The organism is Simplicispira lacusdiani, assembly GCF_003604195.1.
Classification (GTDB): domain Bacteria; phylum Pseudomonadota; class Gammaproteobacteria; order Burkholderiales; family Burkholderiaceae_C; genus Simplicispira; species Simplicispira lacusdiani.
In genome coordinates this window covers 259526-281893 of the sequence record NZ_QXGR01000002.1, presented here as the reverse complement: position 1 = coordinate 281893, position 22368 = coordinate 259526, and the positions used below count along the sequence as shown (strand labels likewise).

At 69.7% G+C, this 22368-nt stretch carries 26 protein-coding genes; 8 read left to right on the top strand and 18 right to left on the bottom strand.

What is annotated here, in order from left to right; genetic code table 11:
- Window positions 1-9 precede the first annotated feature (9 nt).
- Complete coding sequence (locus D8S75_RS03970; RefSeq protein ID WP_157982586.1) at window positions 10-558, bottom strand: hypothetical protein; 549 nt, start codon at window positions 556-558, stop codon at window positions 10-12.
- A gap of 157 nt (window positions 559-715) precedes the next feature.
- Here D8S75_RS03970 and ruvB point away from each other — a divergent pair, with 157 nt between their 5' ends.
- The 4 genes from ruvB (at window position 716) to D8S75_RS03950 (ending at window position 5167) form a co-directional block, all read left to right on the top strand.
- Window positions 716-1780, top strand: coding sequence for a Holliday junction branch migration DNA helicase RuvB (ruvB, locus tag D8S75_RS03965; protein WP_119964774.1), 1065 nt, complete (start codon window positions 716-718; stop codon window positions 1778-1780).
- A 131-nt stretch (window positions 1781-1911) separates the two neighbouring features.
- Window positions 1912-3195 (top strand): efflux RND transporter periplasmic adaptor subunit, encoded by a 1284-nt coding sequence (locus tag D8S75_RS03960; RefSeq protein WP_232828884.1) that lies wholly within the window; start codon window positions 1912-1914, stop codon window positions 3193-3195.
- The gene (locus tag D8S75_RS03955) at window positions 3195-4421 is read left to right on the top strand and encodes an FtsX-like permease family protein (RefSeq protein WP_119964640.1); all 1227 of its coding nucleotides are present in this window, start codon (window positions 3195-3197) and stop codon (window positions 4419-4421) included. The genes D8S75_RS03960 and D8S75_RS03955 overlap by 1 nt, the downstream gene beginning before the upstream one ends.
- A 5-nt stretch (window positions 4422-4426) precedes the next feature.
- Complete coding sequence (locus tag D8S75_RS03950; protein WP_119964639.1) at window positions 4427-5167, top strand: ABC transporter ATP-binding protein; 741 nt, start codon at window positions 4427-4429, stop codon at window positions 5165-5167.
- Here D8S75_RS03950 and D8S75_RS03945 read toward each other — a convergent pair.
- The 8 genes from D8S75_RS03945 to D8S75_RS03910 form a co-directional block, all read right to left on the bottom strand.
- Window positions 5142-5501, bottom strand: a complete 360-nt coding sequence (locus D8S75_RS03945) for a RidA family protein (RefSeq protein ID WP_119964638.1) — start codon at window positions 5499-5501, stop codon at window positions 5142-5144. The genes D8S75_RS03950 and D8S75_RS03945 overlap by 26 nt on opposite strands.
- Before the next feature lie 171 nt (window positions 5502-5672).
- On the bottom strand, window positions 5673-7301 hold the full coding sequence (locus D8S75_RS03940; protein WP_198673137.1) for a cytochrome D1 domain-containing protein: 1629 nt from the start codon (window positions 7299-7301) through the stop codon (window positions 5673-5675).
- Window positions 7294-8547, bottom strand: coding sequence for a heme d1 biosynthesis radical SAM protein NirJ (gene nirJ / locus D8S75_RS03935; RefSeq protein ID WP_119964637.1), 1254 nt, complete (start codon window positions 8545-8547; stop codon window positions 7294-7296). Before nirJ ends, D8S75_RS03940 begins: the two co-directional genes overlap by 8 nt.
- A gap of 11 nt (window positions 8548-8558) precedes the next feature.
- On the bottom strand, window positions 8559-9041 hold the full coding sequence (gene ahbB / locus D8S75_RS03930) for a siroheme decarboxylase subunit beta (protein WP_119964636.1): 483 nt from the start codon (window positions 9039-9041) through the stop codon (window positions 8559-8561).
- Window positions 9031-9501 carry an Lrp/AsnC family transcriptional regulator gene (locus tag D8S75_RS03925; RefSeq protein WP_119964635.1) on the bottom strand — a complete coding sequence of 157 codons (471 nt, stop codon included), beginning with the start codon at window positions 9499-9501 and terminating at the stop codon, window positions 9031-9033. Before D8S75_RS03925 ends, ahbB (D8S75_RS03930) begins: the two co-directional genes overlap by 11 nt.
- Entirely contained in the window at window positions 9485-10516 is a 1032-nt protein-coding gene (gene ahbB, locus D8S75_RS03920) for a siroheme decarboxylase subunit beta (protein WP_119964634.1), read from the bottom strand. The genes D8S75_RS03925 and ahbB (D8S75_RS03920) overlap by 17 nt, the downstream gene beginning before the upstream one ends.
- The gene (locus D8S75_RS03915; RefSeq protein ID WP_119964633.1) at window positions 10517-11707 is read right to left on the bottom strand and encodes a cytochrome D1 domain-containing protein; all 1191 of its coding nucleotides are present in this window, start codon (window positions 11705-11707) and stop codon (window positions 10517-10519) included.
- Window positions 11704-12093, bottom strand: a complete 390-nt coding sequence (locus D8S75_RS03910) for a c-type cytochrome (protein WP_119964771.1) — start codon at window positions 12091-12093, stop codon at window positions 11704-11706. The genes D8S75_RS03915 and D8S75_RS03910 overlap by 4 nt, the downstream gene beginning before the upstream one ends.
- Before the next feature lie 153 nt (window positions 12094-12246).
- Between D8S75_RS03910 and cobA the strand changes: the two genes are divergently transcribed.
- The gene (gene cobA, locus D8S75_RS03905; protein ID WP_119964632.1) at window positions 12247-13077 is read left to right on the top strand and encodes a uroporphyrinogen-III C-methyltransferase; all 831 of its coding nucleotides are present in this window, start codon (window positions 12247-12249) and stop codon (window positions 13075-13077) included.
- A 149-nt stretch (window positions 13078-13226) separates the two neighbouring features.
- On the opposite strand, the gene D8S75_RS03895 is transcribed toward cobA, so the two are convergent.
- On the bottom strand, window positions 13227-14141 hold the full coding sequence (locus tag D8S75_RS03895; protein ID WP_119964631.1) for a LysR family transcriptional regulator: 915 nt from the start codon (window positions 14139-14141) through the stop codon (window positions 13227-13229).
- A gap of 102 nt (window positions 14142-14243) precedes the next feature.
- On the opposite strand from D8S75_RS03895, the gene D8S75_RS03890 reads away from it, so the two are divergent.
- The 3 genes from D8S75_RS03890 to maiA are packed head-to-tail and all read left to right on the top strand — an operon-like array spanning window position 14244 to window position 16477.
- Entirely contained in the window at window positions 14244-14786 is a 543-nt protein-coding gene (locus tag D8S75_RS03890; protein ID WP_119964630.1) for a VOC family protein, read from the top strand.
- 18 nt (window positions 14787-14804) lie between these two features.
- Window positions 14805-15827 carry a fumarylacetoacetate hydrolase family protein gene (locus D8S75_RS03885; protein ID WP_119964629.1) on the top strand — a complete coding sequence of 341 codons (1023 nt, stop codon included), beginning with the start codon at window positions 14805-14807 and terminating at the stop codon, window positions 15825-15827.
- A 5-nt stretch (window positions 15828-15832) separates the two neighbouring features.
- Window positions 15833-16477 carry a maleylacetoacetate isomerase gene (maiA, locus tag D8S75_RS03880; RefSeq protein WP_119964770.1) on the top strand — a complete coding sequence of 215 codons (645 nt, stop codon included), beginning with the start codon at window positions 15833-15835 and terminating at the stop codon, window positions 16475-16477.
- Here the strand turns inward: maiA and D8S75_RS03875 are convergent, their stop codons facing one another.
- The 8 genes from D8S75_RS03875 to D8S75_RS03840 all read right to left on the bottom strand — a co-directional run bounded on the left by D8S75_RS03875 (window position 16478) and on the right by D8S75_RS03840 (window position 22361).
- Complete coding sequence (locus D8S75_RS03875; protein ID WP_119964628.1) at window positions 16478-17323, bottom strand: lysoplasmalogenase; 846 nt, start codon at window positions 17321-17323, stop codon at window positions 16478-16480.
- A 67-nt stretch (window positions 17324-17390) separates the two neighbouring features.
- Window positions 17391-18560 carry a DSD1 family PLP-dependent enzyme gene (locus tag D8S75_RS03870; protein ID WP_119964627.1) on the bottom strand — a complete coding sequence of 390 codons (1170 nt, stop codon included), beginning with the start codon at window positions 18558-18560 and terminating at the stop codon, window positions 17391-17393.
- On the bottom strand, window positions 18544-19182 hold the full coding sequence (locus D8S75_RS03865) for a histidine phosphatase family protein (RefSeq protein WP_119964626.1): 639 nt from the start codon (window positions 19180-19182) through the stop codon (window positions 18544-18546). Before D8S75_RS03865 ends, D8S75_RS03870 begins: the two co-directional genes overlap by 17 nt.
- Window positions 19183-19186: 4 nt before the next feature.
- Window positions 19187-19780 (bottom strand): DUF4136 domain-containing protein, encoded by a 594-nt coding sequence (locus tag D8S75_RS03860; protein ID WP_119964625.1) that lies wholly within the window; start codon window positions 19778-19780, stop codon window positions 19187-19189.
- Between the two features lie 52 nt (window positions 19781-19832).
- Window positions 19833-20771, bottom strand: coding sequence for a tRNA 2-thiocytidine(32) synthetase TtcA (ttcA, locus tag D8S75_RS03855; protein ID WP_119964624.1), 939 nt, complete (start codon window positions 20769-20771; stop codon window positions 19833-19835).
- A 17-nt stretch (window positions 20772-20788) separates the two neighbouring features.
- Window positions 20789-21169 (bottom strand): dihydroneopterin aldolase, encoded by a 381-nt coding sequence (locus D8S75_RS03850; protein WP_119964623.1) that lies wholly within the window; start codon window positions 21167-21169, stop codon window positions 20789-20791.
- Window positions 21166-21564 carry a dihydroneopterin aldolase gene (locus tag D8S75_RS03845; RefSeq protein ID WP_119964622.1) on the bottom strand — a complete coding sequence of 133 codons (399 nt, stop codon included), beginning with the start codon at window positions 21562-21564 and terminating at the stop codon, window positions 21166-21168. Before D8S75_RS03845 ends, D8S75_RS03850 begins: the two co-directional genes overlap by 4 nt.
- Complete coding sequence (locus D8S75_RS03840; protein WP_119964621.1) at window positions 21561-22361, bottom strand: SDR family oxidoreductase; 801 nt, start codon at window positions 22359-22361, stop codon at window positions 21561-21563. The genes D8S75_RS03845 and D8S75_RS03840 overlap by 4 nt, the downstream gene beginning before the upstream one ends.
- Window positions 22362-22368 lie beyond the last annotated feature (7 nt).

The following is a 22368-nucleotide window of genomic DNA, read 5'->3' as shown; positions in this document are numbered from 1 at the left end:
AGCGTGTGATCAGTCTTTAGGCAGCCTTTTTTGCAGCAGGAAGGTTTCCTGCGTGCTGAGCGACTGGACACTGAGCACCTTGTTGGTGATGTCCGTGAGAGACACGCTCACTTTTTTGAGGCTGGTGTTGCTGGCTTCTTTGGAGTGCGCACAAACGGCCTCGCCCGGAGAAAACAGCACCAGCAAGGCGGAGTCGTTCGCCTGGTTTGGCGTTCTTCCCAGGGTGTTGGTATACAGACTGGACAAATCCGAACCATTGTTTACAGACTGGCCGTTGAGGTATTGCACGCCCTGCCAGTTGTCGTTTTCAAAAACGACGGTCGAGCTGAGTGATCGGACGCGCAGCGTAGGGTTTGAATCGGAGGCGCCGCCTTCCGAATAGGCGACCAACACTTTATAGCCTTGGTAGGTAGAGCCGCCCGTGGCGATGATGGTGCATGCAATGGCTTCTTCGGAAGAAGACTGTAGCGATGTGCTACTGATGTTCAGGAGGTCGGCGTGGGCAGAAAATGCCAGGCATGCCGAGGCAACGAATCCCATCCATTGGTGGTTTCTCATTCCATGTCCCTTATAAAAATGCTCCGCAGTCTTCGGTGTGGGCAGAGCGAATGACAGCTGGCCATTATTGCATCGGGCCTGGGCTGTGCAAGAATCGCGAGCGTCGCCTTTCGAGGTGCTGCAGCCTACATTTTTGCGGCGCAAGCTGCCTTGCCACGTGACCATCCATACCGACAATTTTGCCCCAGCCGCACCCCAGCGCATGGTGTCGGCTGCGCCTGTCTCACCCCACGAAGAAGCCCTCGAACGCGCCCTGCGCCCCAAGCTGCTGCAGGAGTACGTGGGCCAGGCCAAGGCGCGCGAGCAGCTGGAGATTTTCATCGGCGCGGCGAAGAAGCGCGAAGAGGCGCTGGACCATGTGCTCTTGTTTGGCCCGCCGGGGCTGGGCAAGACCACGCTGTCGCACATCATCGCGGCCGAGTTGGGGGTGAACCTGCGCCAGACCAGCGGGCCGGTGCTGGAAAAACCCAAGGATCTCGCGGCGCTGCTGACCAATCTGGAGCGCAACGATGTCCTGTTCATCGACGAGATCCACCGCCTCTCGCCTGTGGTCGAGGAAATCCTCTATCCCGCGCTGGAGGACTACCAGATCGACATCATGATCGGCGAAGGGCCGGCGGCGCGCAGCATCAAGCTCGACCTGCAGCCCTTCACGCTCGTGGGCGCGACCACGCGCGCGGGCATGCTCACCAACCCGCTGCGCGACCGCTTCGGCATCGTGGCGAGGCTGGAGTTCTACACGCCCGAGGAGCTGGCCCGCATCGTTATGCGCAGCGCGGGCTTGCTGGGCGCGCCCATCGACGACGAGGGCGGCTTCGAGATCGCGCGGCGCTCGCGCGGCACGCCGCGCATTGCCAACCGGCTCCTGCGCCGCGTGCGCGACTACGCCGACGTCAAGGGCAATGGACGCATCACGCTGGACATGGCGCACCGCGCGCTGGCCATGCTCGACGTGGACCCGCAGGGCTTCGACGTGATGGACCGCAAGCTGCTCGAAGCCGTGATCCACCGCTTCGACGGCGGCCCGGTGGGGCTGGACAACATCGCCGCGAGCATCGGCGAAGAGGCCGGCACCATCGAGGATGTGATCGAGCCCTACCTGATCCAGCAGGGCTTTCTGCAGCGCACGCCGCGTGGGCGCATCGCCACCCTGGCGGCGTTCCGGCACCTGGGGCTGCAGCCTCCGGTGGCACGGGGCGGGCAGGATCTGTTCGGCGGCTGAGGGCCCGGCGCTACACTGGGTCCAGCCGTCCGCTGGAATGGCCCCCAGAGGCCGTCGCCTTTCGCTGATCCAACAAAATCCATGATTTCTTCGCGCACCGTTCCCCACCCTCCCGCTTCCGTGGAGCCTGCATGATGTCCCGGCGCATGCGTTGGGGCCTGGCCGGGGCCATGCTGCTGGCGGCACTGCTGGGCGGTGCCTTCCTGGCACAGCGCGCGCCGCAGGTGGATGCGCTCGTGGTGCGCCAAGCTCCGTTGGTGCGCACCCTGCAATTCTCCGCGCGCGTGGCCACGCTTTCGCGCGTGGACATCGGCAGCACCCTGACCGGGCGCGTTGCCCGCGTGCTCGTGGCTGAAGGCGCCCGGGTGCGCGCGGCCGACGCACTGGTGCGGCTCGAAGACGATGAATGGCGCGCCGCCCTGGCGCAGGCGGTCGCGGCGGAAACCCAGGCACAGGCTCGCCTGGCCGGCTTGCGCGGCACGGGCCGGACGGCCGCCCAGGCGGCCCTGGCGCAGGCCGATGCGGCGGTGCGTGCCGCGCAGGCCCATTGGGCGCGCACCGAGCCGCTGGTTGCGCAGGGTTTCTACAGTGCCGCACAGCGCGACGAGGCCCGGCGCGCGCTGGATGTCGCACTGGCGCAGCAGGCGGCGGCGCGTGCGCAATGGCTGGCCAATGCCGATACCGGGGTCGACATGGCCCAGGCCCAGGCGCAGGCGCAGGCTGCGCGCGCGGCCACGGAGGCCGCGCGCGCGCGCCTGGAACAGGCCACGCTGCGCGCCCCGGCCGATGCGCGCGTGCTGGCGCGCACGGTCGAGCCGGGGCAGATCGTGCAGCCGGGCAAGGCCTTGCTGACGCTGGCGCTGGCCGGGCCCACCCAGCTGGTGGCGCAGGTGGACGAGCGCTTTCTGGAGCAGCTCGCCACGGGCCAGAAGGCCGTGGCGGTGGCCGATGCCTATGCCGGGCAGCGCATGGCGGCGCGGGTCCTGTCCATCGCCCCGGGCGTGGACGCGCAGCGCGGCGCCATCGAGGTCAAGCTGGCCCTGGAGCAGGCACCGCCGGCCTTTCTGCGCGAGGACATGACGCTGTCGGTCGAGGTCGAGACCGGGCGGAGCGAACGAGCGGCCGTGCTGCCCCTGTCGGCGCTGCGCGGGCCGGTGCGGGACGGCACTGCCGAGCTGCTGGTGGCGCGGGACGGCCGCGCACAGACCCGTAGCGTGCGCATGGGCCTGCGCACGCTCGATGCGTTCGAGGTGCTGGATGGGCTGGCCGAGGGCGATACCGTGCTGCGCGCCCCGGCAGTGCAACCAGGCGACCGGGTCAGACCCCGTGCCGTGGCCTGGGACGCGGCATCGGCCGCCCGGGCCGCGCAAGGGGCGGATGTGGGCGCGGCGCTGACCGGCGCCATGGGGCGCTGATGCGGTTCTGGCCCGGTTTCGAGCTGCAGGTGGCGTTGCGCTTCCTGCGCGAGGGCCGCATGCAGACGCTGCTCATCATCGTTGGCGTGGCCGCAGGGGTGGCCGTGGTGGCCTATATCTCCGCGCTCATCAACGGCCTGCAGTCGAACACCCTGGCCAAGACCCTGGGCGCGCAGGCGCACATCACGCTGCGCGCGCCCGACGACGTGGTCACGCCGGCCGCGCTGCATGCGCCGGGCGAAACGGTGGCCACCGACATCCAGCCCCGCGCCCAGCGCTTGCGCGCAGTGGCCAACTGGCAGGCGCTGGTGCCCCTGCTCGAAGCCTTTCCGGACGTCGCGGCGGTCTCGCCCATGGTCTCGGGCGCGGGGCTGGCGCTGCGCGGCGAGGCCACGCAGTCCATCGTGCTCATGGGCGTGGAACTGGACCGTTACGACCGCATCGTCGGCCTGCGCTCCAAGGTGGTGGCGGGCACGGCTTCGCTCGGCCCTGGCGAGGCCATCATCGGGCGCGAACTGGCGGCCGACCTGGGCGTGCGCGTGGGAGACCGCTTCACCGTGCGCACCGGCACGGTGGGCGATCCGCTGCGCGTCACTGCCCTTGTGGACCTGGGCGTGAAGGATCTCAACCGCCGCACCGTCATCGTGCCGCTGCGCGCCGCGCAAAGCCTGCTGGCGCTGCCCGGCGGCGCCACGCATCTGGAGCTGTCGGTGCGCGACGTCTGGGGCGCCCAGGCGCTGGCCGGCCAGCTGCGTCAGCAGTACCCGGCGCGCGTGGAGAGCTGGCAGGAGACCAATGCGCAACTGGTGTCGGCGCTGCATGCGCAGTCGGTCAGCACGACCATCATCCGCGCCGTGGTGATGGTGGTGGTGGTGCTGGGCATCGCCAGCGTGCTCGTCGTGTCGGTGGTGCAGAAAAGCCGCGAGATCGGCATCCTGCGCGCCATGGGTGCCACGCGCGGGCAGGTGCAGCGTGTCTTCCTGCTGCAGGGCGCCGTGGTGGGCGCCGTGGGTTCGGCGCTCGGCGTGGCCCTGGCGGTGGCGCTGGTCTGGGCTTTCACCACTTTCGTGCGGGGGGCGGACGGCCAGCCCCTCTTCTCCATCACCTTGCCGCCCGCCACGGCGTTGCGCGTGGCCCTGCTGGCCACGGCCTGCGGCGTGCTCGCGGCGCTGGCGCCGGCGCGGCGAGCGGCCGGCATGGACCCGGCGCAGGCCATCCGCATCTGAAGACGATGGCTGCCGACACGCTGATCAAACTGCAGACTCTGCGCAAGAGTTACAACCTGGGCCAGCCCAACGAGGCCGAGGTGCTGCACGGGCTGGACCTGTGCGTGCGGCGCGGCGAGTTCATCGCGCTCATGGGGCCCTCGGGCTCGGGCAAGAGCACGCTGCTCAACATCCTGGGGCTGCTCGAACGCATGACCTCGGGCGATTACTGGCTGCAGGGCGAGCTGGTGCGTGGCCTGAGCGACGCCGAACTCACGTTGCGCCGGCGCCGCACGCTGGGCTTCGTGTTCCAGTTCCACCACCTGCTGCCAGCGTTCACGGCCCTGGAGAACGTGACCCTGCCCGCGCTCATGGGCGAAGGCCGGGTTTCGCCCGCGCAGCACGAAAAGGCCCGCGACCTGCTAGCGGCCGTGGGCCTGGGCGCGGCGATGGACAAGCGGCCCAAGGAGCTGTCGGGCGGCATGCAGCAGCGTGTGGCCATGGCGCGCGCGCTGGTCATGGACCCGCCCCTGGTACTGGCCGACGAGCCCACGGGTAACCTCGATACCGTGTCGTCCGCCGAGGTGTTCGCGTTGATGCGCCGCATCCACGCCGAGCGCGGCACGGCCTTCGTCGTGGTCACGCACGACCCGCGCTTGGCAGCGCGCTGCGACCGGCTGGTGGAGCTGATCGACGGCCGCATCGCGCGGGACGAAGCGGTGGTGCAGGCGGCAGCGCAGGCTATGCCCGAGGTACCGCCATCGTGAACACGATCTCCAGCAGATAGTCCGGGCTGGCCAGCTCGGCGCCCACGCAGGCACGCGCCGGGGCGCAGCCCTCGGGCAGCCAGGCTTGCCACAGCGCGTTGAAGGCGGCGCGATCGGCCATGTGCTTGAGGTAGATCGTCGCCATCAGGATGTGGCGCTTGTCGGTGCCGCACAGCGCCATGGTGCGCTCGGCTTGTGCGAACAGGGCCTGCGTCTGGCCCGTGATGTCGGTGCCGCTCTCGGGCACCTCCACAAAGTACGCAGTCTGTTGGTGCACCACGGCGTCCGACCATTGGGCTTGCGGGTGAATGCGGGTGATGGGGGTGGGTTCCATATCAGTTGCTCCAGAACAGGTCGCATTGTCCTTGAGCGGTGGAACAGGCGCGGCCCAGACCAGGGCTCCCGCGCAAGGGCCGCCCCGCCGCGCTGGGAGCGTCCCCCTGCCCGCATGGCGCAGCAATGCGAGAGCGGGGGGAAGGCGCGCAGCGCCACAGGGGGGTGTTCCTCAGTGCGACGTGCCCTCAGACCGCGTGATCTTGTTCCACACGTTGTACTTGCCCACGGGCTTGCTCATGGGCAGGCGTTTGACTTCCTTGAGCGTCTGCGCGTCGTAGACGATGATGGCGCCGTCCATCTCCCACACGCTGGCCAGCGCATGGCGGCCGTCCTTGGTGAACTCGATGTGCGCCAGCGTCCTGCCGGGCTCGCGCAGGCTGGCCACGGGCTCCAGCGTGGTCTTGTCGATCAGCGTGAGGGTGTCCTTGGCCTTGGGGCTCATCATCGAGTCGGTCCAGGCGTAGCGCGAGTTTTCGTGGCTGCGCATGAAGAAGCCCGGCCCCGGCGTGGGGATGGTCTTGACCGTGCGCCAGGTCTTCATGTCGATCACGTCGATGGCGCCGTCCTTCAGGTTGGGGCTGGCCAATACCGTCGTGCCGTTCCAGGCGAAGGTGATGCCCGAGCCCAGGTGCGGCATGCCGGCGATCGGCAGGTCGGCGATCTTGCGGCGCGCGTCCAGGTTCACCACCTGGGCCGATGCGCCCTCGCTGCTTCCCGCCTTGGGACGCGTGGCGCCGAGCACGTGGCGGTAGCTTTGGTCGAAGAAGAAGTCGTCCAGGGGCTCGTCCAGCGGCGTGCGCCGCACGTTTTGGTAACCCGGCTTGGCGATGGCCTCGCCCATTTTGTAGTCGTGCACCAGGCCGTCATGGATGGGCGGCGCCTTGGGGTCGTAGGAAATCTCCCAGACCTCGGGGATGTCCTTGAGCGCGACCACGAAGCTCTTGCGCGGCGTGGCGTCGTACACCGCCGAGGCACGCGAGGCACTCTTGCCGTCGAGCGTGGTGGCGTCATAGCGCTTGACCAGTTGAAGGTCGGCATCGAACAGTACCACGGTGCGCGGCAGGTAGTTGGCGGCCATGACCCAGCGGCCGTCGCCGCTGACGGCCACGTTGCGCATGTTCAGGCCGGCGCGCACCTCGGCCACCACGGCCAGGTTCCACAGGTCGTACTTGGTGATCCAGCCGTCGCGCGAGCCGAAGAACACGTAGCGCCCATCGGGCGTGAACTTGGGGCCGCCGTGCAGCGCATAGCGGCTAGCAAAGCGGTGGATGACCTCGAAGCGGTCGCCGTCGAGCACCGACACATGGTGGTCGCCGCCCTCGACGACCAGGAACACGTTCATCGGGTCGGCCTTCCAGGCCGGCTTGTCGACGAGGGGCTTCTCCAGCGCGGGCACGGTGCGTGAGGCACGGATGTCGGCATCGCTCCAGCCGGGCGCGGGCGTCACGGGCTGGTAGATCCAGCCGGCCAGCGCGGCGATCTCAGCGCTCGACAGCGTGGCGGCGAAGCCTGGCATCTGCGTTGCCGCGCGGCCTTCGCCGATGACCTTCAGCGCCTCGGGCCTGCGCAGGCGTTCCAGGCTCTCGGGCAGCAGGGCCGGGCCCATGCCGCCGGTGCGCTGGGTGCCGTGGCAGGACGCGCAGTGCTGCTGGAACAGCGCCGCCGCGTCCACGGCGGTGGTTGTGGTGGGGGCCGGGGCGGACTGGGCGTGGGCCAGGTCCAGGCCCATCCAGACCAGGCCGGCGCTCAGGGCCAGCTTGCCGGCGGTCGCGATCCACCGCCGCAGGGACTCAGGCATTCTCGTTCTCCGGGTGGATCTCGATGGTGCGGCGGCGGTTGCTGAACGGTGTCACGGCCACGCGTTGCGCATCGCTGCCCGAGACCAGGCCGATCTCGTCGTCGCGCAGGTAGCAGCCGGGGTCCTCGGCCCAGGCATCGCCCGTGAGCTGCTGGGCGCGCACGCGTGTGTTGCCGCCGCAGATCTCGAAATAGTGGCACGACGCGCAGCGTCCGCCCACCGGGCGCGGCTTGGCCTTGAGGCCCGCCATCAGCGGCTCGGAGGTGTCGGACCAGATGCTTGAAAACGGGCGCTGGCGCACGTTGCCCAGGTCGTGGTGCCACCACATGGTGTCGGGGTGCACGGTGCCCAGGTTGTCGATGTTGGCCACGTTCACGCCGCTCGAATTGCCGCCCCAGGCGATGAGGCGCTCGCGCAGCGGCGCCTCCCACTGCGGCATGCGTTCACGCACCCATTGCAGAAGGTAGGGGCCGTCGGCGTCGTTGTTGCCGGTCACGTAGTCTTCCTCGCGGCCTTCCAGCGCGGACTGCCAGGCGCGCTCGTACAGCAGATCGAGCGCGTCGCGCGTGGCCTGGAACTGCGCATCCTTGCCGCGGTGGATGTTGCCGCGCCCCGCGTAGTTGAGGTGCGAGAAGTAGAACTTGTCCACGGCTTCCTGGCGCATCAGGTCGAGCAGCGGCGGGAAATCGTGCGCGTTCATGGCCGTCATGGTGAAGCGCAGGCCCACCTTCACGCCGCGCTGGTGCAGGTAGCGCACGGCGGCCAGGCTGCGGTCGAAGGCGCCATCAAGGCGGCGGAAGAAATCATGCGTCTCGCGCAGGCCGTCCAGGCTGATGCCCACGTAGTCGAAGCCCATGGCGGCGATGCGGTCGGCCATGGGCTCGTCGATCAGCGTGCCGTTGGTCGACAGGCCGGTGTAGAACTTCATGTCCCGGGCGCGCTCGGCGATCTCGAAGATGTCGGGCCGCATGAGCGGCTCGCCGCCCGAGAGGATGAGCACCGGCACCTTGTAGGTCTTGAGGTCGTCCATCACGCCGAACACCTCCTGCGTGGACAGCTCGCCCTCGTAGTCGTGGTCGGCCGACAGCGCGTAGCAGTGCTTGCAGGTCAGGTTGCAGCGGCGGATCAGGTTCCAGATCACCACGGGCCCCGGCGGCTGGCCGCTGCCCCGGCGGGCGGGAACGGGGTAGGTGCCCGTGGCCTGGGCTTGCGCGAGCTCGCGCATGTATTGGCTGATGCGGAACATGATGGGCTTTCTTAGCTTTCCCGAAGACGCAGACCGGTCTTCTTGAGGATGGCGGTGGAATAAAGAATGTCGTGGCCCCGGCAGGCGGTGCCCAGCAGTTCGCGCAGTTGCACGGCCTGTTGTTCGACCTCGGCGCGCGTGCGGCCATGCAGCATGGCGAACAGGTTGTACGGCCAGCTCGGCAGGCGGCGCGGGCGGCGGTAGCAGTGGCTCACGCCGGGCAGCTGGCCGATGCGCTCGCCAAGGATGTCTACCTGTGCGTCGTCCACGTCCCACACGCTCATGCCGTTGGCCGTGAAACCCAGGCGGTAGTGGTTGGGCACGGCGCCGATGCGGCGCACCAGGCCGCTTTCCAGCATCTGCGCCAGGCGCTCGCGCACCTGCTGGCCCGAAACGCCCAGGCGTTCGCCCACGGCGTCGTAGGGGCGTGGCACCAGCGGCAGGCCGCCCTGCGTGGCGGCGATCAGGGCGCGGTCGAAATCGTCAAGCGCCATGGGCTTCTCCGCTGGTCAGGGGGAGCTTGAGTTCGACGAAGAACTCGCGCTCCTTCGGGAAGGCCAGCACGGGCAAGCCCGTCTCGGCCTCGATGCGTTCGATGGCGGCGGCGCACTGCGCCGGCGTTTCGGTGCCGAGCACGAACCACATGTTGAGCGCGTGCGCGCGCCGATAGTTGTGCGCGATCTCGGGGTGCGCGTTGACCTGGGCCGTGACGGCCTCGTAGCGCTCCTCGGGCACGGCCATGGCAGCCAGCACGAACAGGCCGCCCGCGCGCTCGATCTGGAACAGCGGGCCGAAGCGCGTGAGCATGCCGCTTTCCAGCAGGGCCGAGAGCCGGCCGATCACGTAGTCTTCGGTCCAGCCGAACTCCAAGGCCACATCGGCGAAGGGCCGCTCGGTCAGCGGCAGGTCGCCGTGCAGGCGCTCCAGCAGGCGGGCGTCATCCGGCGACAGCATCAAGCACCTCCGGGGTCGTGGCGGTGCCGGACGCAGCGGCGGGCAGGGCGCGGAAGCGCCGTGGGCCGGTCTGCTTGAAGCGGCGGCAGGAGAACAGCACCTCGTGCGGAAAGTCGCCGAGGCCGGCTTCGGCGATGGCGCGTGCGATCACGTCGCGCACGGCGGCACGGTCGCGGCCATGCACCATGCAGTACAGGTTGTAGGGCCAGCCCTCGGCGCGCTCGCGCCGGTAGGCCAGCGTCACGCCGGTCACGCGCGCCAGCGCCTCGCCGCAGGCGTCCACCTGGGCATCGGGGATGTTGAACACCGTCATGGCGTTGGCGTCGAAGCCCAGCTCATGGTGGCGCACGATGGCGCCGATGCGCCGCACCGTGCCCTGGTCCAGCCATTGCTGCAGCGTCTGCAGCACCGATTCGCCGGTGCGGCCCAGCGCCTGTGCCCAGGCGTCGTAGGGGCGCGGCGTGAGGGGCAGGCCGTCTTCGAGCAGGGCGGCGAGCGGCCGGTCGGCATCCAGCACCGGCATGGCCTCGCGCGCGGCCGCCATGGGCGCGGGCGCGGTGCGTTCGCGCAGGTCGAAGCCCAGGTCGATGCGGTAGGCGCGCTGCATGCGCAGCTGCAGCGCGGGGAGGCCGGTGGCTTCCTCCAGTGATCGCATGGCGGTGCGCACGGCGGCATCGTCCTGCCCGGTCATCACGAACCAGAGGTTGTAATGGTGCTCGCGCTGGTAGTTGTGGTTCACGCCCGGGTGGCTGGAAACCACGGCGGCCACTGCGTCCAGGCGCTCGGGCGGCACGGCCATGGCGGCCAGCAGCGCGGCGCCGCCGGCATTGCCCGCAAACACGCCGCCGATGCGGCTCAGGGCACCTTCGTCCTGCAGCCGTGCGTAGCCGGCCAGGACGTCATCGGTGGTGATGCCCAGGGTGGCCGCGATGTGCGCGAAGGGCTCGCGCACCAGTGGGAAGCCACGCTGCCACGGATTGAGCAGGGCCAGGCGCAGGTTGGAGTGGGGTTTCATCTAGAACCCCACCCGTGCTGCGCGGGAGGTGAAAAAGATACCGCTCGGGGAGTCGAGCGTCATCGTGGCCTGGGTGGCGAAGCTCTGGGTGTCGATCACGCTGACGCGGTGGTCGTCGCGCGAGCTGATCCAGACCGACTCGCCCCGCGGCGTGAATTCCATGTGCAGCACGGCCTTGCCGGGCTCCAGCGTGCGCACGATCTTCTGCGTGGTGGTGTCGATGACCTGCACGCGGCGGTAGTCGGGCACGGAGAAGTTCACCCACACCTGGCGGCCGTCGGGCCGGGCCATCACGAACACGGGCTGGCCCGCCACCGGGATGCGGCCCACTTCCTGCCAGGTGTCGGTGTCCACCACCAGCACCTCGTGGCGACCGATGGCGGGCAGGTAGGCGCGGCGCCCGGCCACGGCCCAACCGCGCAGGTGTGGCATCTTGTACACCGGCAGCGGCTCCTGGCCCCGGCCGTAGCCCGCGAGGATGCGGCGTACCTGGGGCTTTTCCTCCCACAGGTCCACCATGGCCAGGCCGTCCTCGCCGAACAGGCCGGCGATGTAGTGGCGTCCGTTGGGCGTGACCAGCGCGTCGTAGGGCTGGCGGCCGATGTTCGGCAGCTTGGTGGTGACGGGGCGCGCGGGGTTGGACAGGTCGGTGATCCAGATGGCGTCGGCGTCGAACAGGCTGTAGGCGAAGCGACGGCCCGGCAGATCCACCAGGCCGACCACGCGCGACAGCCGGCCGGGTTCGAATTCGGCGGGCACGTCGGCCACCAGTTCCAGCGTGGCGGTGTCGAAGGCCTTGATGCCGCCGGGTGTGTAGTTCTGCGCCACCACCAGGCTGCCGTCGGCGCTGATGGCGCCGCCGATGGAGTTGCCCGCCTGCATCACGCGGCCGGCGATGCGCTGGGTCAGCAGATCCACCTTGGTCAGCGCGCCATCGCGCCCGAAGACGAAGGCATGGCGCGCATCGCGCGAGAACACCACCGAGGCGTGCGAGAGGTCGCCCAGGCCTTTCACCTCGGCCAGCAGTTTGCGCTGGCTGGTGTTGACGATGGCCAGCGTGCCCGTGGAGCGCGCCACGACGACGCCCAGATCGCCCGTGCCGACCAGGGAGGACGCCGGGCCGGTGCTGGCGCAGCCCCCGAGCAGCAGGGAGGAAGCGCCCAACAGGGCGAGGCAGTCACGGCGTTTCATCGGGAATCCTTCTGCGGCTCGGGGAATCCGGCCATCAATTGCTGGGCAATCCACAGGGCCTCGGCCTCGCTGAGCATGGCCTTCCAGGGCGCCATGGGGGTGCCGGGGCGGCCGCCGTAGATGGTGGAGGCCATGGAATCGAGGGGTTTGTCGGCCAGGGCTTCCCGCGTGAGCGCGGGGCCCAGGCCCCCCGTCAGGTGCAGGCCGTGGCAGGAGCCGCAGTCCTGGCGCACCATGCGGATCAGCTCGCGCTGGCGCGCGGCGTCCGGAGCGGTGGTCTGGGCGTGCACGCTGGCCACCAGGCCCAGGAGCAGCAGGGCGCCGCAGAACCGCAGGGCGGAGGCCGGGGGGGCAGGCCGGCGCGGGGGAGAATGGAGGTTTACCATGTTGGGAAGCTGCCGGCCGCGTATGGCGACCGGCATGCGCCGATGTTCACCGCAATGGTTCTGCATGTCCTTGATGTGAGTCAAGGGCATTATGGCAAGGGCTTTTGACAATGGGAACACCCGACACCGCATCCCGCTTTTACCGGAGCATTGATGGATACCGCCCGCCCTCCCGCGCACGACGCTTCTGAGCCCGCCGCCCCCGCGACCCCTGTCCTGCCGCCTTCCGAATGGGGGCGCGTGACGCTGGTGGGCGCCGGCCCGGGCGACGCCGAACTGCTGACCCTCAAGGCCGCCCGCGTGCTCGCGAGCGCGCGCGTGGTGCTCTACGACAACCTGGTGTCCGACGATGTGCTGCGCCAGATTCCCCAGGACGCCGAGCGCATCTACGTCGGCAAGCAGAGCAGCAACCACACCTTGCCCCAGGAAGGCATCATCGAACTCATGGTGCGCCTGGCCAAGGCCGGCAAGTCGCTCGTGCGCCTCAAGGGCGGCGATCCCTACATCTTCGGTCGCGGCGGCGAAGAGGCCGAGGCCCTGGTGGCCGAAGGCATCGCCTGCGAGACCGTGCCCGGCATCAGCGCCGCGCAAGGCGCCTCGGCCAGCACCGGCATCCCGCTCACGCACCGCGACCACACCGGCATGCTGGTGTTCGCCACCGGCCACCTGCAGGGTGAGGGCGAGGAGCGCAGCGTGGCGCTCGACTGGGCCGCGCTGGCCCGGCCGCGCCAGACGGTGGTGATCTACATGGGCGTGGGCACCCTGCCGGTGATCTGCACCAAGCTCATCGAGCACGGCCTGCCGGGCCACACGCCCGCCGCCCTAGTGGAGCGCGCCACCCGGCCGGACCAGCGCACCATCGTCGGCACGCTGGAAACCCTGCCCGCGCTCAGCGTGAAGCACGGCGTGCACCCGCCCGCGCTCATCATGATCGGCGACACCGTGTCGCTGCAGGAGCGCATTGGCGGCCCGGCGTTGAGGTAATCCATCCCCCCCTGTGGCGCTTCGCGCCTTCCCCCCTCTCCTGCGGGAGGGGGGACACCGCCAGCGCGGCGGGGCGGCCCTTGCGCGGCGGTCGCTGGCCTGGGCAGCGCCTGTTGCATGCGTTCCGACGGAATGCGCGCCGCCATGGGTCATTCACTGGTGGTGTTCCAGCCCCGGGACGCCACCTGCGCGTACAGGAAGCGTGCGAATTCCGCCGCCGCTGGCGCCAGCGTGGCGCTGGCGCGTTGATAGACCTGGAACTTGCGCCGCAGCTCGGGGCCCAGCAATGGGCGCATTTGCAACTGGTAGAGATTCACCAGCGAGTCGGCGTAGGGCAGGCAGGTCGTGATGCCCTGGCCCGCGTGCACCAGGCTCAGCGCCGTGCTCATGAAAGCCACCTCGTGGCTGGGGCGCAGCGTCAGGTCGCGCAGCGCACCGTGCAGGTCGTGCGTGAGTAGTTCGGTGAACTGTCCCTGCAGGGCGATGAACGGGTGCTGCACCACATCGCTCCAGCCAATGCGCGGCAGTGCTTCGAGCGCATGGCCCGGCGGGAAGACCACCATGAAGGGCAGCTCGAACAGCGGCTGCGCGGCGATGTCCGCGCCCGTCGGGCGCTCGGGCCCCACGCCGAAATCGACCTCGCCGCTCGCCACGCGCGCCAGCACGCTGTCCACCTCGCAATCGGCCAGACGCACCTGCACCTCCGGATGGGCCTGGCTGAACGCCGCGATCACGTCCGGCAGCAGCGTGCAGGCCATGAGCTGCGGCGCCGCGACGCGCACCACGCCTTTTTTGAGCGCCTTGAGATCGTCGATGCCGTGCAGCACGCCCTCCAGGTCCTGCAGGATCTTGTCGACCAGCGGGTAGAAGCCCCGGCCTGCCTCGGTCAGCCCGATGCGGCGCGTGCTGCGCTCGACCAGGCGCACGCCCAGGGCCTGCTCCAGCTCCTTGATTTGGCCGCTCAGGGCCGATTGCGTCACATGCAGCGAGGCGGCCGCCTGGGTAAAGCTGCCGGTGCGCACCAGCGCCACCAGGGCGCGCAACTGCCGCAGGGTCACATTCATATGAAAAATTAATAAATGAATTGAAAAATACCGTTTGAATGATAGATCGAAAAGCCGTGTAATGCGGTCCAAGGTGCCACGAACGGCACAGGAGACACCGCCATGCAGATCCAGAAAATTCACCACGTGGCCTACCGCTGCAAGGACGCCAAGCAGACGGTGGAGTGGTACGGCAAGTACCTGAACATGGGCTTCGTGCTCGCCATCGCCGAGGACAGCGTGCCTTCCACCGGCGAGCCCGACCCCTACATGCACATCTTCCTGGACGCGGGCCACGGCAACATCCTGGCCTTCTTCGAGCTGCCGGGCCAGCCGCCCATGGACCGCGATCGCAACACCCCCGTCTGGACACAGCACCTGGCGCTGCAGGTGGACACCATGGAGGAACTGCTCGCCGCCAAGGCGCGCCTGCAGGCCGATGGCATCGAGGTCATCGGCCCGACCGACCACACGCTGTTCCAGTCCATCTACTTCTTCGACCCCAGCGGCCACCGCCTGGAGCTGGCCGTGAACACCGGCACGCCCGAGATGCTGCAAAAGCTCGACGAGGTGAAGTGGGACATGCTCAACGAATGGGCACGCACCAAGAAGGCGCCCAAGCACGCCGCGTGGATGCATGACGGCAGCCACCGCACCAACGCCTGACGGATCGGAACCATCGCCATGAAACTCGCCACCCTCCAGCAAGGCGGCCGCGACGGCACGCTCGTCGTCGTCAGCCGTGACCTCACCCGCTGCCAGCCCGTGCCCGCCATCGCGCGCACGCTGCAGGCCGCGCTGGACGACTGGGAGCGCTGCGCGCCCCAGCTCCAGCAGGTGTCCGACGCGCTCAACGCGGGTCATGCGCCCGAGGCCCGGCCCTTCGACCCGGCGCAGTGCCATTCCCCCCTGCCGCGCGCCTACCAGTGGGCCGACGGCTCGGCCTACCTCAACCACGTGGAGCTGGTGCGCAAGGCGCGCGGCAGCGAGATGCCCGCGTCGTTCTGGACCGACCCGCTGATGTACCAGGGCGGCTCGGACAGCTTTGTGCCGCCGCTGGCCCCCATCGACGCGCTCACCGAGGACTGGGGCATCGACTTCGAGGCCGAGGTGGCCGTGGTCACGGGCGACCTGCCGCTGGGCGCGGGCGTGGCGCGGTGCGCGCAGGCGATCCGCCTCGTCATGCTGGTGAACGACGTGAGCCTGCGCCATCTCATCCCGGCCGAGCTGGCCAAGGGCTTCGGCTTCTTCCAGTCCAAGCCCGCGAGCAGCTTCGCGCCCGTGGCCGTCACACCCGACGAGCTGGGCGATGCCTGGCAAGACTGCAAGCTGCACCGGCCGCTGAACGTGCAGCTCAACGGCCAGCCCTTCGGCTGCCCCGACGCGGGCCAGGACATGGCCTTCAGCTTCGCCCAGCTCGTGGCGCATGTGACCAAGACGCGCGCCATGGTGGCGGGTTCCATCGTCGGCTCGGGCACGGTGTCGAACAAGCACGGCAGCCTGCATGGCTCCCGCATCGCCCACGGCGGCGTGGGCTACGCCTGCCTGGCCGAGCTGCGCATGGTCGAGACCATCGAGGGTGGCGCGCCCGTCACGCCCTTTCTGCGCTTTGGCGATCGCGTGCGCATCGAGATGTTCGACGCCGCCGGCCAGAGCATCTTCGGCGCCATCGACCAGACCGTGCGCCGCGTGCCAGCGCCCGAGTGACCATGCTGCGCCTCTACACCTACTTCCGCAGCTCGGCCGCGTACCGCGTGCGCATCGCGCTCGCGCTCAAGGAGCTGGCGTACGAGAGCGTGCCCGTGCACCTGCTGCGCGGCGGCGGCGAGCAGCTCCAGGCCGCCTACCGCGCGGTGAACCCGGCCGCGCTCGTGCCCGCGCTGGAAGATGAGGGCGCCACGCTCACGCAGTCGATCGCCCTCCTCGAATACCTGGAAGAGACGCACCCCGCGCCCGCGCTGCTGCCGTCCGATGCGGCGGGCCGCGCCCGCGTGCGCGCGCTGGCGCTCAGCGTGGCCTGCGACATCCACCCGCTGAACAACCTGCGCGTGCTCAACTACCTCACTGGCACGCTCGGGGCCAGCGACGCGCAGCGCACCGCCTGGATACACCACTGGATGGCGCTGGGCCTGCAGGCCATCGAGGCGCAGCTCGCGCGCGACCCGCAGACCGGCCTGTGCTGCCATGGCGACACGCCCACCCTGGCCGATTGCTGCCTGGTGCCCCAGGTGTTCAACGCGCGGCGCTTCGCGCTGGACCTGGCGCCGTACCCCACGGTGCAGCGCATCGCGGAGCACTGCGAGGGCCTCGCACCTTTCCAGGCCGCGCACCCGGCGCGGCAGCCCGACGCTGAATAGTCAGCGCTGGCGCAGGCCCACGACCATGCCGTGCACGATGAACGCCTGCGCCGCGTAGTAGGTGGCCAACACGCCCACCTGCGCCAGCGGCAGCGGCTGCACGAAGCGGTTGGTGGCCAGCAGCGAATCGCTGAGCATGAAGAAGCAGGCGCCCCACGCCACCTGGCGCGCCGCGCGGTCGCCCAGCACGCTGGCGCGGCCCAGGGCCTGTGCTGCCATGAGCGCGATCGCGGTGACATACACCGCCACCGGAATGCGCAGCTCGGCGGGCAGCCCGCCTTGCCACAGATAGGCGTACATGGCGCCGCCCACGCCCAGCGTGGCGGCCAAGGCGCCAGGCCGGGGCAGCCAGGCCACGCCCTGGCGGAACAGCACGATGTAGGCAATGTGTGCCAGCAGAAAGCTCACCAGCCCGGGGATGAAGAAGCCCTCGACCATGAGGAAGGCGTCGCCCGCGAGCGAGCCCGCCAGCGCCGCGCCAAGCAGCCACCAGGACTTTGAATCAAATCGGACTCCGGCGCTTGATTGGCGAGCGCTATAAGCTACCAAAACAATAGCAATCACCATGGTCAGCGGCTTGAACAGCCAGTGCCAGTGCAGCAGCCCCGTGGCGCTGGTGACCGTGGCCAGCGCGCCGCACTGCACCACCAGCGCCAGCAGCATGGCTATGCGCCCGCGCAGCAGTGCCCACAGGGCCCAGGCGGCGGTGAGCCAGGCGGCCACCCACAGCGGCAGGGCGGCGGGGGGCTGGACGGCGAGCGCGGTCAGCGCGGCGAGCAGCAGCACCGCCTGCACAGCGGCGAAGGGGCGCAGGAGCGGGTGGGGTGGGGCGGGCAAGGCATGCATGGGCAGGGCGTTCCACAACAGGGCAGGGCGCGGCCGGGCCGCGCGAAGCCACCGATTCTGGCGCCGATCAGCTCAGCGCGCCTCTGGCATCAACCCGGATGACGCGCTCCACCACCCCGGTCTCCAGACCGCCGCGCACGCCGATCAGGGCATCGTGCAGGTTCACCGTGGGATCGCAGTGGCCGGGGATCAGCCAGAGCATGCGGCCGATGGCCGGCAGCTTGGCCTGGGCGCCCTGCGCCGTGAGGATGCCGTGCTCGTCGCCGCCGTTGGCGTAGTGCAGCGCGCGCTCGGGTGGCAGCAGCGCCACGCGCGGCAGGCCGGAGTCGATGGCGTGGCTCTTGTGGCCGGCGTCGCACACGGCGTGATCGCCCTGGACCGAGATGACCTGGGTCTTGACGTAGAGCGCATGCTCGAACGCGGGCTGCGCCGGTTCGCGTTCGTTCTGCGCATAGTCGGCGTCCATGAACAGGAAGGAGCCCGCCTGCAGCTCGCCATAGACGCCGCTGGCCGCCTCGTGCACCAGCGTGCCCGTGCCCGAGCCGGTGACCAGCGGCACGGGCAGCCCGGCTGCGGCGATGAGGTCGCGCGTGTGGCGCGCGGCCTGCACGGCCGCGCCAATGGCTGCGCGTCGCTCGGCCGCGCCGCGCAGGTGCTGCGCGCGGCCGTGGTAGGCGTGCAGGCCGGCGAAGCGCAGCTGCGTGAGCCGTGCCACGGCCTGGGCCAGCGCCAGGGCCGGCTCGCCCGGCGGCACGCCGCAGCGGCCCTGGCCGACATCGATCTCGACCAGCACGTCGATGCGCGCCTGCGGCGCCGCCTGGGCCATGGCTTCGGCCAGCCGCTGGATGCCCTCGGCGCTGTCCACGGCCAGCGCCAGGCGCCCGCCCTGGGCCTGCAGCGAGGCCGCCAGGCGCGCCACGCGCAGCAGCTTGGGGTGGGCGATGACCTGGTTGGTGATGGTGATGTCGCGCACGCCACCGGCCGCCAGCGCCTCGGCCTCGGCCGTCTTCTGCACGCAGGCGCCCACGGCACCGGCGCGCTGCAGCATCAGCGCGATCTCGGCGCTCTTGTGCAGCTTGGCGTGCGGGCGCCAGAGCACCTGGTGCTTGCGCGCGAACTCGGCCATGCGCGTGATGTTGCGTTCCATGGCGTCGAGATCGACCACCAGCGCGGGCGTGTCGATCGCGCTGGTGCGCTGGCCGAAGCAGGCGTTCACGTAGTCAGGCAGTGGTTTCATCGCGCGTGGCCGTGTCGAGGTGCTGGGTGTCGGCCCAGCCGACCAGGGTCAGGCCCTCGGGCGTCCAGAGCAGGCGGTTGATGGCGGCGTTGGACAGTTGCCAGGTGCGCGGCGCCTGCAGTTCCTGGCCCGTGGCCAGGCGGTAGAGCACGTCGAGCACGCCGCCGTGGGCAACGAGCACCACCAGGCCGCCGGTGTGCTGGGCAGCCAAGCGGTGCGTGGTGGCGGCGATGCGCTCGCGCAGCTGCACCAGCGTCTCGCCGCCCTCGGGCGCGAAATGCGGGTCGCGCTGGCGCCAGCGGCGCGCCTGTTCGGGCAGCTCGGCCTCGATCTCGGCGAAGGTGCGGCCTTCGAGCTGGCCGAAGCTGCGCTCGCGCAGGCCGCGTTCGGCCACCAGCGGCGCGCCCGTGGCCTCGGCGATGGCGCGCGCCGTAGTGTGGGCGCGCTGCAGGTCGCTGGCGTAGATGGCGCTGAGCGGCTCGCTGGCCAGCGCGCGCGCCACCTGGCGCGCCTGCCACAGGCCGGTGTCGTTGAGCGGAATGTCGAGGTGGCCCTGGATGCGTGTGTCCACGTTCCAGGCGGTTTCGCCGTGGCGGATGGCGATGAGGCGGGTGGCTTGCATGGGGTCAGCGGGGAACCGTGGTGTGCACCTGGCGCACCCCGGTGGGCGGTTGCGGGAAGCCACGGAGCGCGGCATCGAACAGCACGCCGAAGATGGCGGGGTCGTCGGTCCACACGTCTTCGTGCAGGGCCGAGGTTTCATAGACCACCTGCTGCGTGGCTGCATCGCGCAGCACCAGGCTGGCCTCGCGCCGGTGCAGCGTGGGCGGCATCTCGCGCAGCATCACGCCCGCGCGCAGGCCCGGGCGCCAGCCCCAGCCGGCCCCCCAGCCCCACATGGGCGGGTAGTGCGGCCAGTCGGGTAGGGCGGTGCTGGAGCGCACGCCCACCTCTGCCATCAGGCGCGCGCTGGCATCGTCGCGGCGCAGGCCCGCGCGTTGCAGGGCCTGGTGCGCCAGCGCCTCGATGGGCGCGAAGGCCTGATCGGAGGCCTGTTGCGAGGGGAGTTTTGCGAGCCGGTAGGTCGGCGGCGCCGGCACGGCCGTGAGCGTGGACCAGCTCTGCACCTGGCTGTCGACCACGCGCACCGAGGCGCAGCCCGACAGCAGCGCGGCGGCGCTGGCGCAGAGGAAAGAGCGTCGGAGCCAGAGCGGGGTCATGGTTCATGTCTCCTGGTAGGAAAAGGAGCGGGCGGTGCAGACACCGCTATTGTCATCCGATGCGTACTACCTGCATGCCCGGCAGGCCGGGCGGCGCGGGAAATTCCTCTTCGTCGAAAGCTTTGTCGCCATCCTCGCTGGCGATGCCCGTGGCCTTGGCGTTCTGGAAGTCGTAGAGCTGGCCATCGAGCAGGTGGCTGGGCACCACGTTCTGCAGCGCGTTGAACATGTTCTCCACGCGGCCGGGGTATTTTTTCTCCCATTCGCGCAGCATCTCGCCCACCTGCTTGCGTTGCAGGTTCTCCTGGCTGCCGCAGAGGTTGCACGGGATGATGGGGAAGTTACGCTGCGCCGCCCAGCGCGTGGTGTCCTTCTCGGGCACGAAGGCCAGCGGGCGGATGACCACGTGGCGGCCGTCGTCGCTCACCAGCTTCGGCGGCATGCTCTTCAACTTGCCGCCGAAGAACATGTTGAGCATCAGCGTCTGCAGGATGTCGTCGCGGTGGTGGCCCAGGGCGATCTTGGTGGCGCCCAGCTCGTCGGCCACGCGGTAGAGGATGCCCCGGCGCAGGCGCGAGCACAGGCTGCAGGTGGTCTTGCCCTCGGGGATGAGGCGCTTGACGATGCTGTAGGTGTCCTCGTTCTCGATGTGGAACGGAATGCCCTGCGCGCGCAGGTAATCGGGCAGCACATGCTCGGGAAAGCCCGGCTGCTTCTGGTCGAGGTTGACGGCCACCAGGTCGAAATGGATGGGCGCGCGCTTTTGCAGCTTGAGCAGGATGTCGAGCAGGGCGTAGCTGTCCTTGCCGCCCGACATGCAGACCATGACCTTGTCGCCTTCCTCGATCATGTTGTACTGCACGATGGCCTTGCCGACCTCGCGGCACAGGCGTTTTTCGAGCTTGTGCGCCTCGCGCTCGATCTTGAAGTCAGGGCGGCCCTGCGGCGCGGCGGGGGCGGCGGTTTCGGTTTCGTCGGTCCAGGTGTTCATAGCGGTTGGCAGGGGTGTCACCACTGCCCGGTTTCCATGCGGATGGCGACTTCACAGTCGTCGAAGATTTCCAGTTTGGCGATTTTCACGCGCACGCCGCGCACGCCGGGCAGCAGCATGAGCCGGTGCGCGAGCTTGCCGATCAGGCTTTCCAGCAGGTTCACATGCTCGGCCGTGCACTCGTCGATGATGATCTGGCGCACCTTGCGGTAGTCGAGCACATGCTCGATGTCGTCGTCGTGCGGCTGCAGCGGCTGTGCGCCCAGGCTCAGCTCGGCATCGACCTGGATGGGTTGGGGCGCGTTCTTCTCGTGCGCGAGGATGCCCAGGTTGGCGTTGAAGCGCAGCCCGGTGAGGGTGAGAGTCTGCAGGCCCGTGGCCGGCGCGGTCGTGTTCATGCTTGCGGGGGCTTGCGCCGGAAGGTTTCGACGCCCACGGCGTCGCAGTCGTCGTACACGTCGGGTTTGCGCGTGGACACGCGCGCGGCCATCACCCGGGGGTGGGCCAGCAGCGCGTCGAGCACGGCGTCGCCCAGTGTTTCCTGCAGGTCGATGTGGCCCTGCGTGACGATGCGCGTGACCTCGTCGCGCACGAAATCGTAGTCCACCACTTCGTCGATATGGTCGTTGCGCGGCGTGGCCTGGGCCAGCGGCACCCAGAGGTCGATGTCGAAGACGATGCGCTGGGCGGCCGCGCGCTCGAAATCGTGCACGCCGATGCGCACATGGCGCGTGAGTCCGCGCAGGAAGATGCGGCGGCAGTCGGCCAGCAGGGGATCGATGGTGGCGGTCATGGTTGCGGGCGCGCCAGTTGTTCGGCCACGAACATGATGTCGCGCTCCAGCGGCACCAGGTGCTGGCCCTTGTCCACAGCGAGGGTGACGCCCGTGATGGACGCGTTCTCGGCCAGGAACACCGCCGTGCGCGCCACGTCGTCGGGGTCGGTGGGGCTGCGCAGCAGGTTCACGCTGCGCGCGCGCTGGAAGTTGTCGCCGCTCTGCGGGCCGCTCACATAGACCAGGCCCGGAGCGATGCCGTTGACGCGCACGCGCGGCGCCAGCGCCTGCGCCTGCAGGGCTACGGCGCGTTCCAGCGCCAGTTTGGACAGCGTGTAGGAAAAGTAGTCGGGGTTCAGGTTGAACACCTTCTGGTCCAGCACGTGGACCACGGCGGGCAGAGGCCTCCCGGCGGGCGGCGCCGTGCGCGCCAGCAGCGTGCCCAGCTGCAGCGGCGCCACCAGGTTCACCTGCAACTGGCGCTGCAGCAGCTCGGGCGAGAAGTCCAGGCCGGTGTCGGGCTCGAACAGCGAGGCGTTGTTGACGATGGCGTCGGGCGCGCCGCCGGTGGCCTGCACCGTGTCGGCAAACAGGCGCTCCAGCGCCGCCGTGTCGGCCAGGTCGCCTGCCAGGGCCCAGGCCTGCCGGCCCAGCGCCTGCACCTCGGCGCAGGTGCCCAGGGCCTCATCGCGCGAGTGCTGGTAATGGCAGGCCACGTCCCAGCCAGCGCGGGCAAAAGCCAGGGCGAACGCGCGCCCCAGGCGCCGGGCGGCGCCGGTGACCAGGACGGTGCGCGGACGGGGAGCGGTGGACATTCAGGGA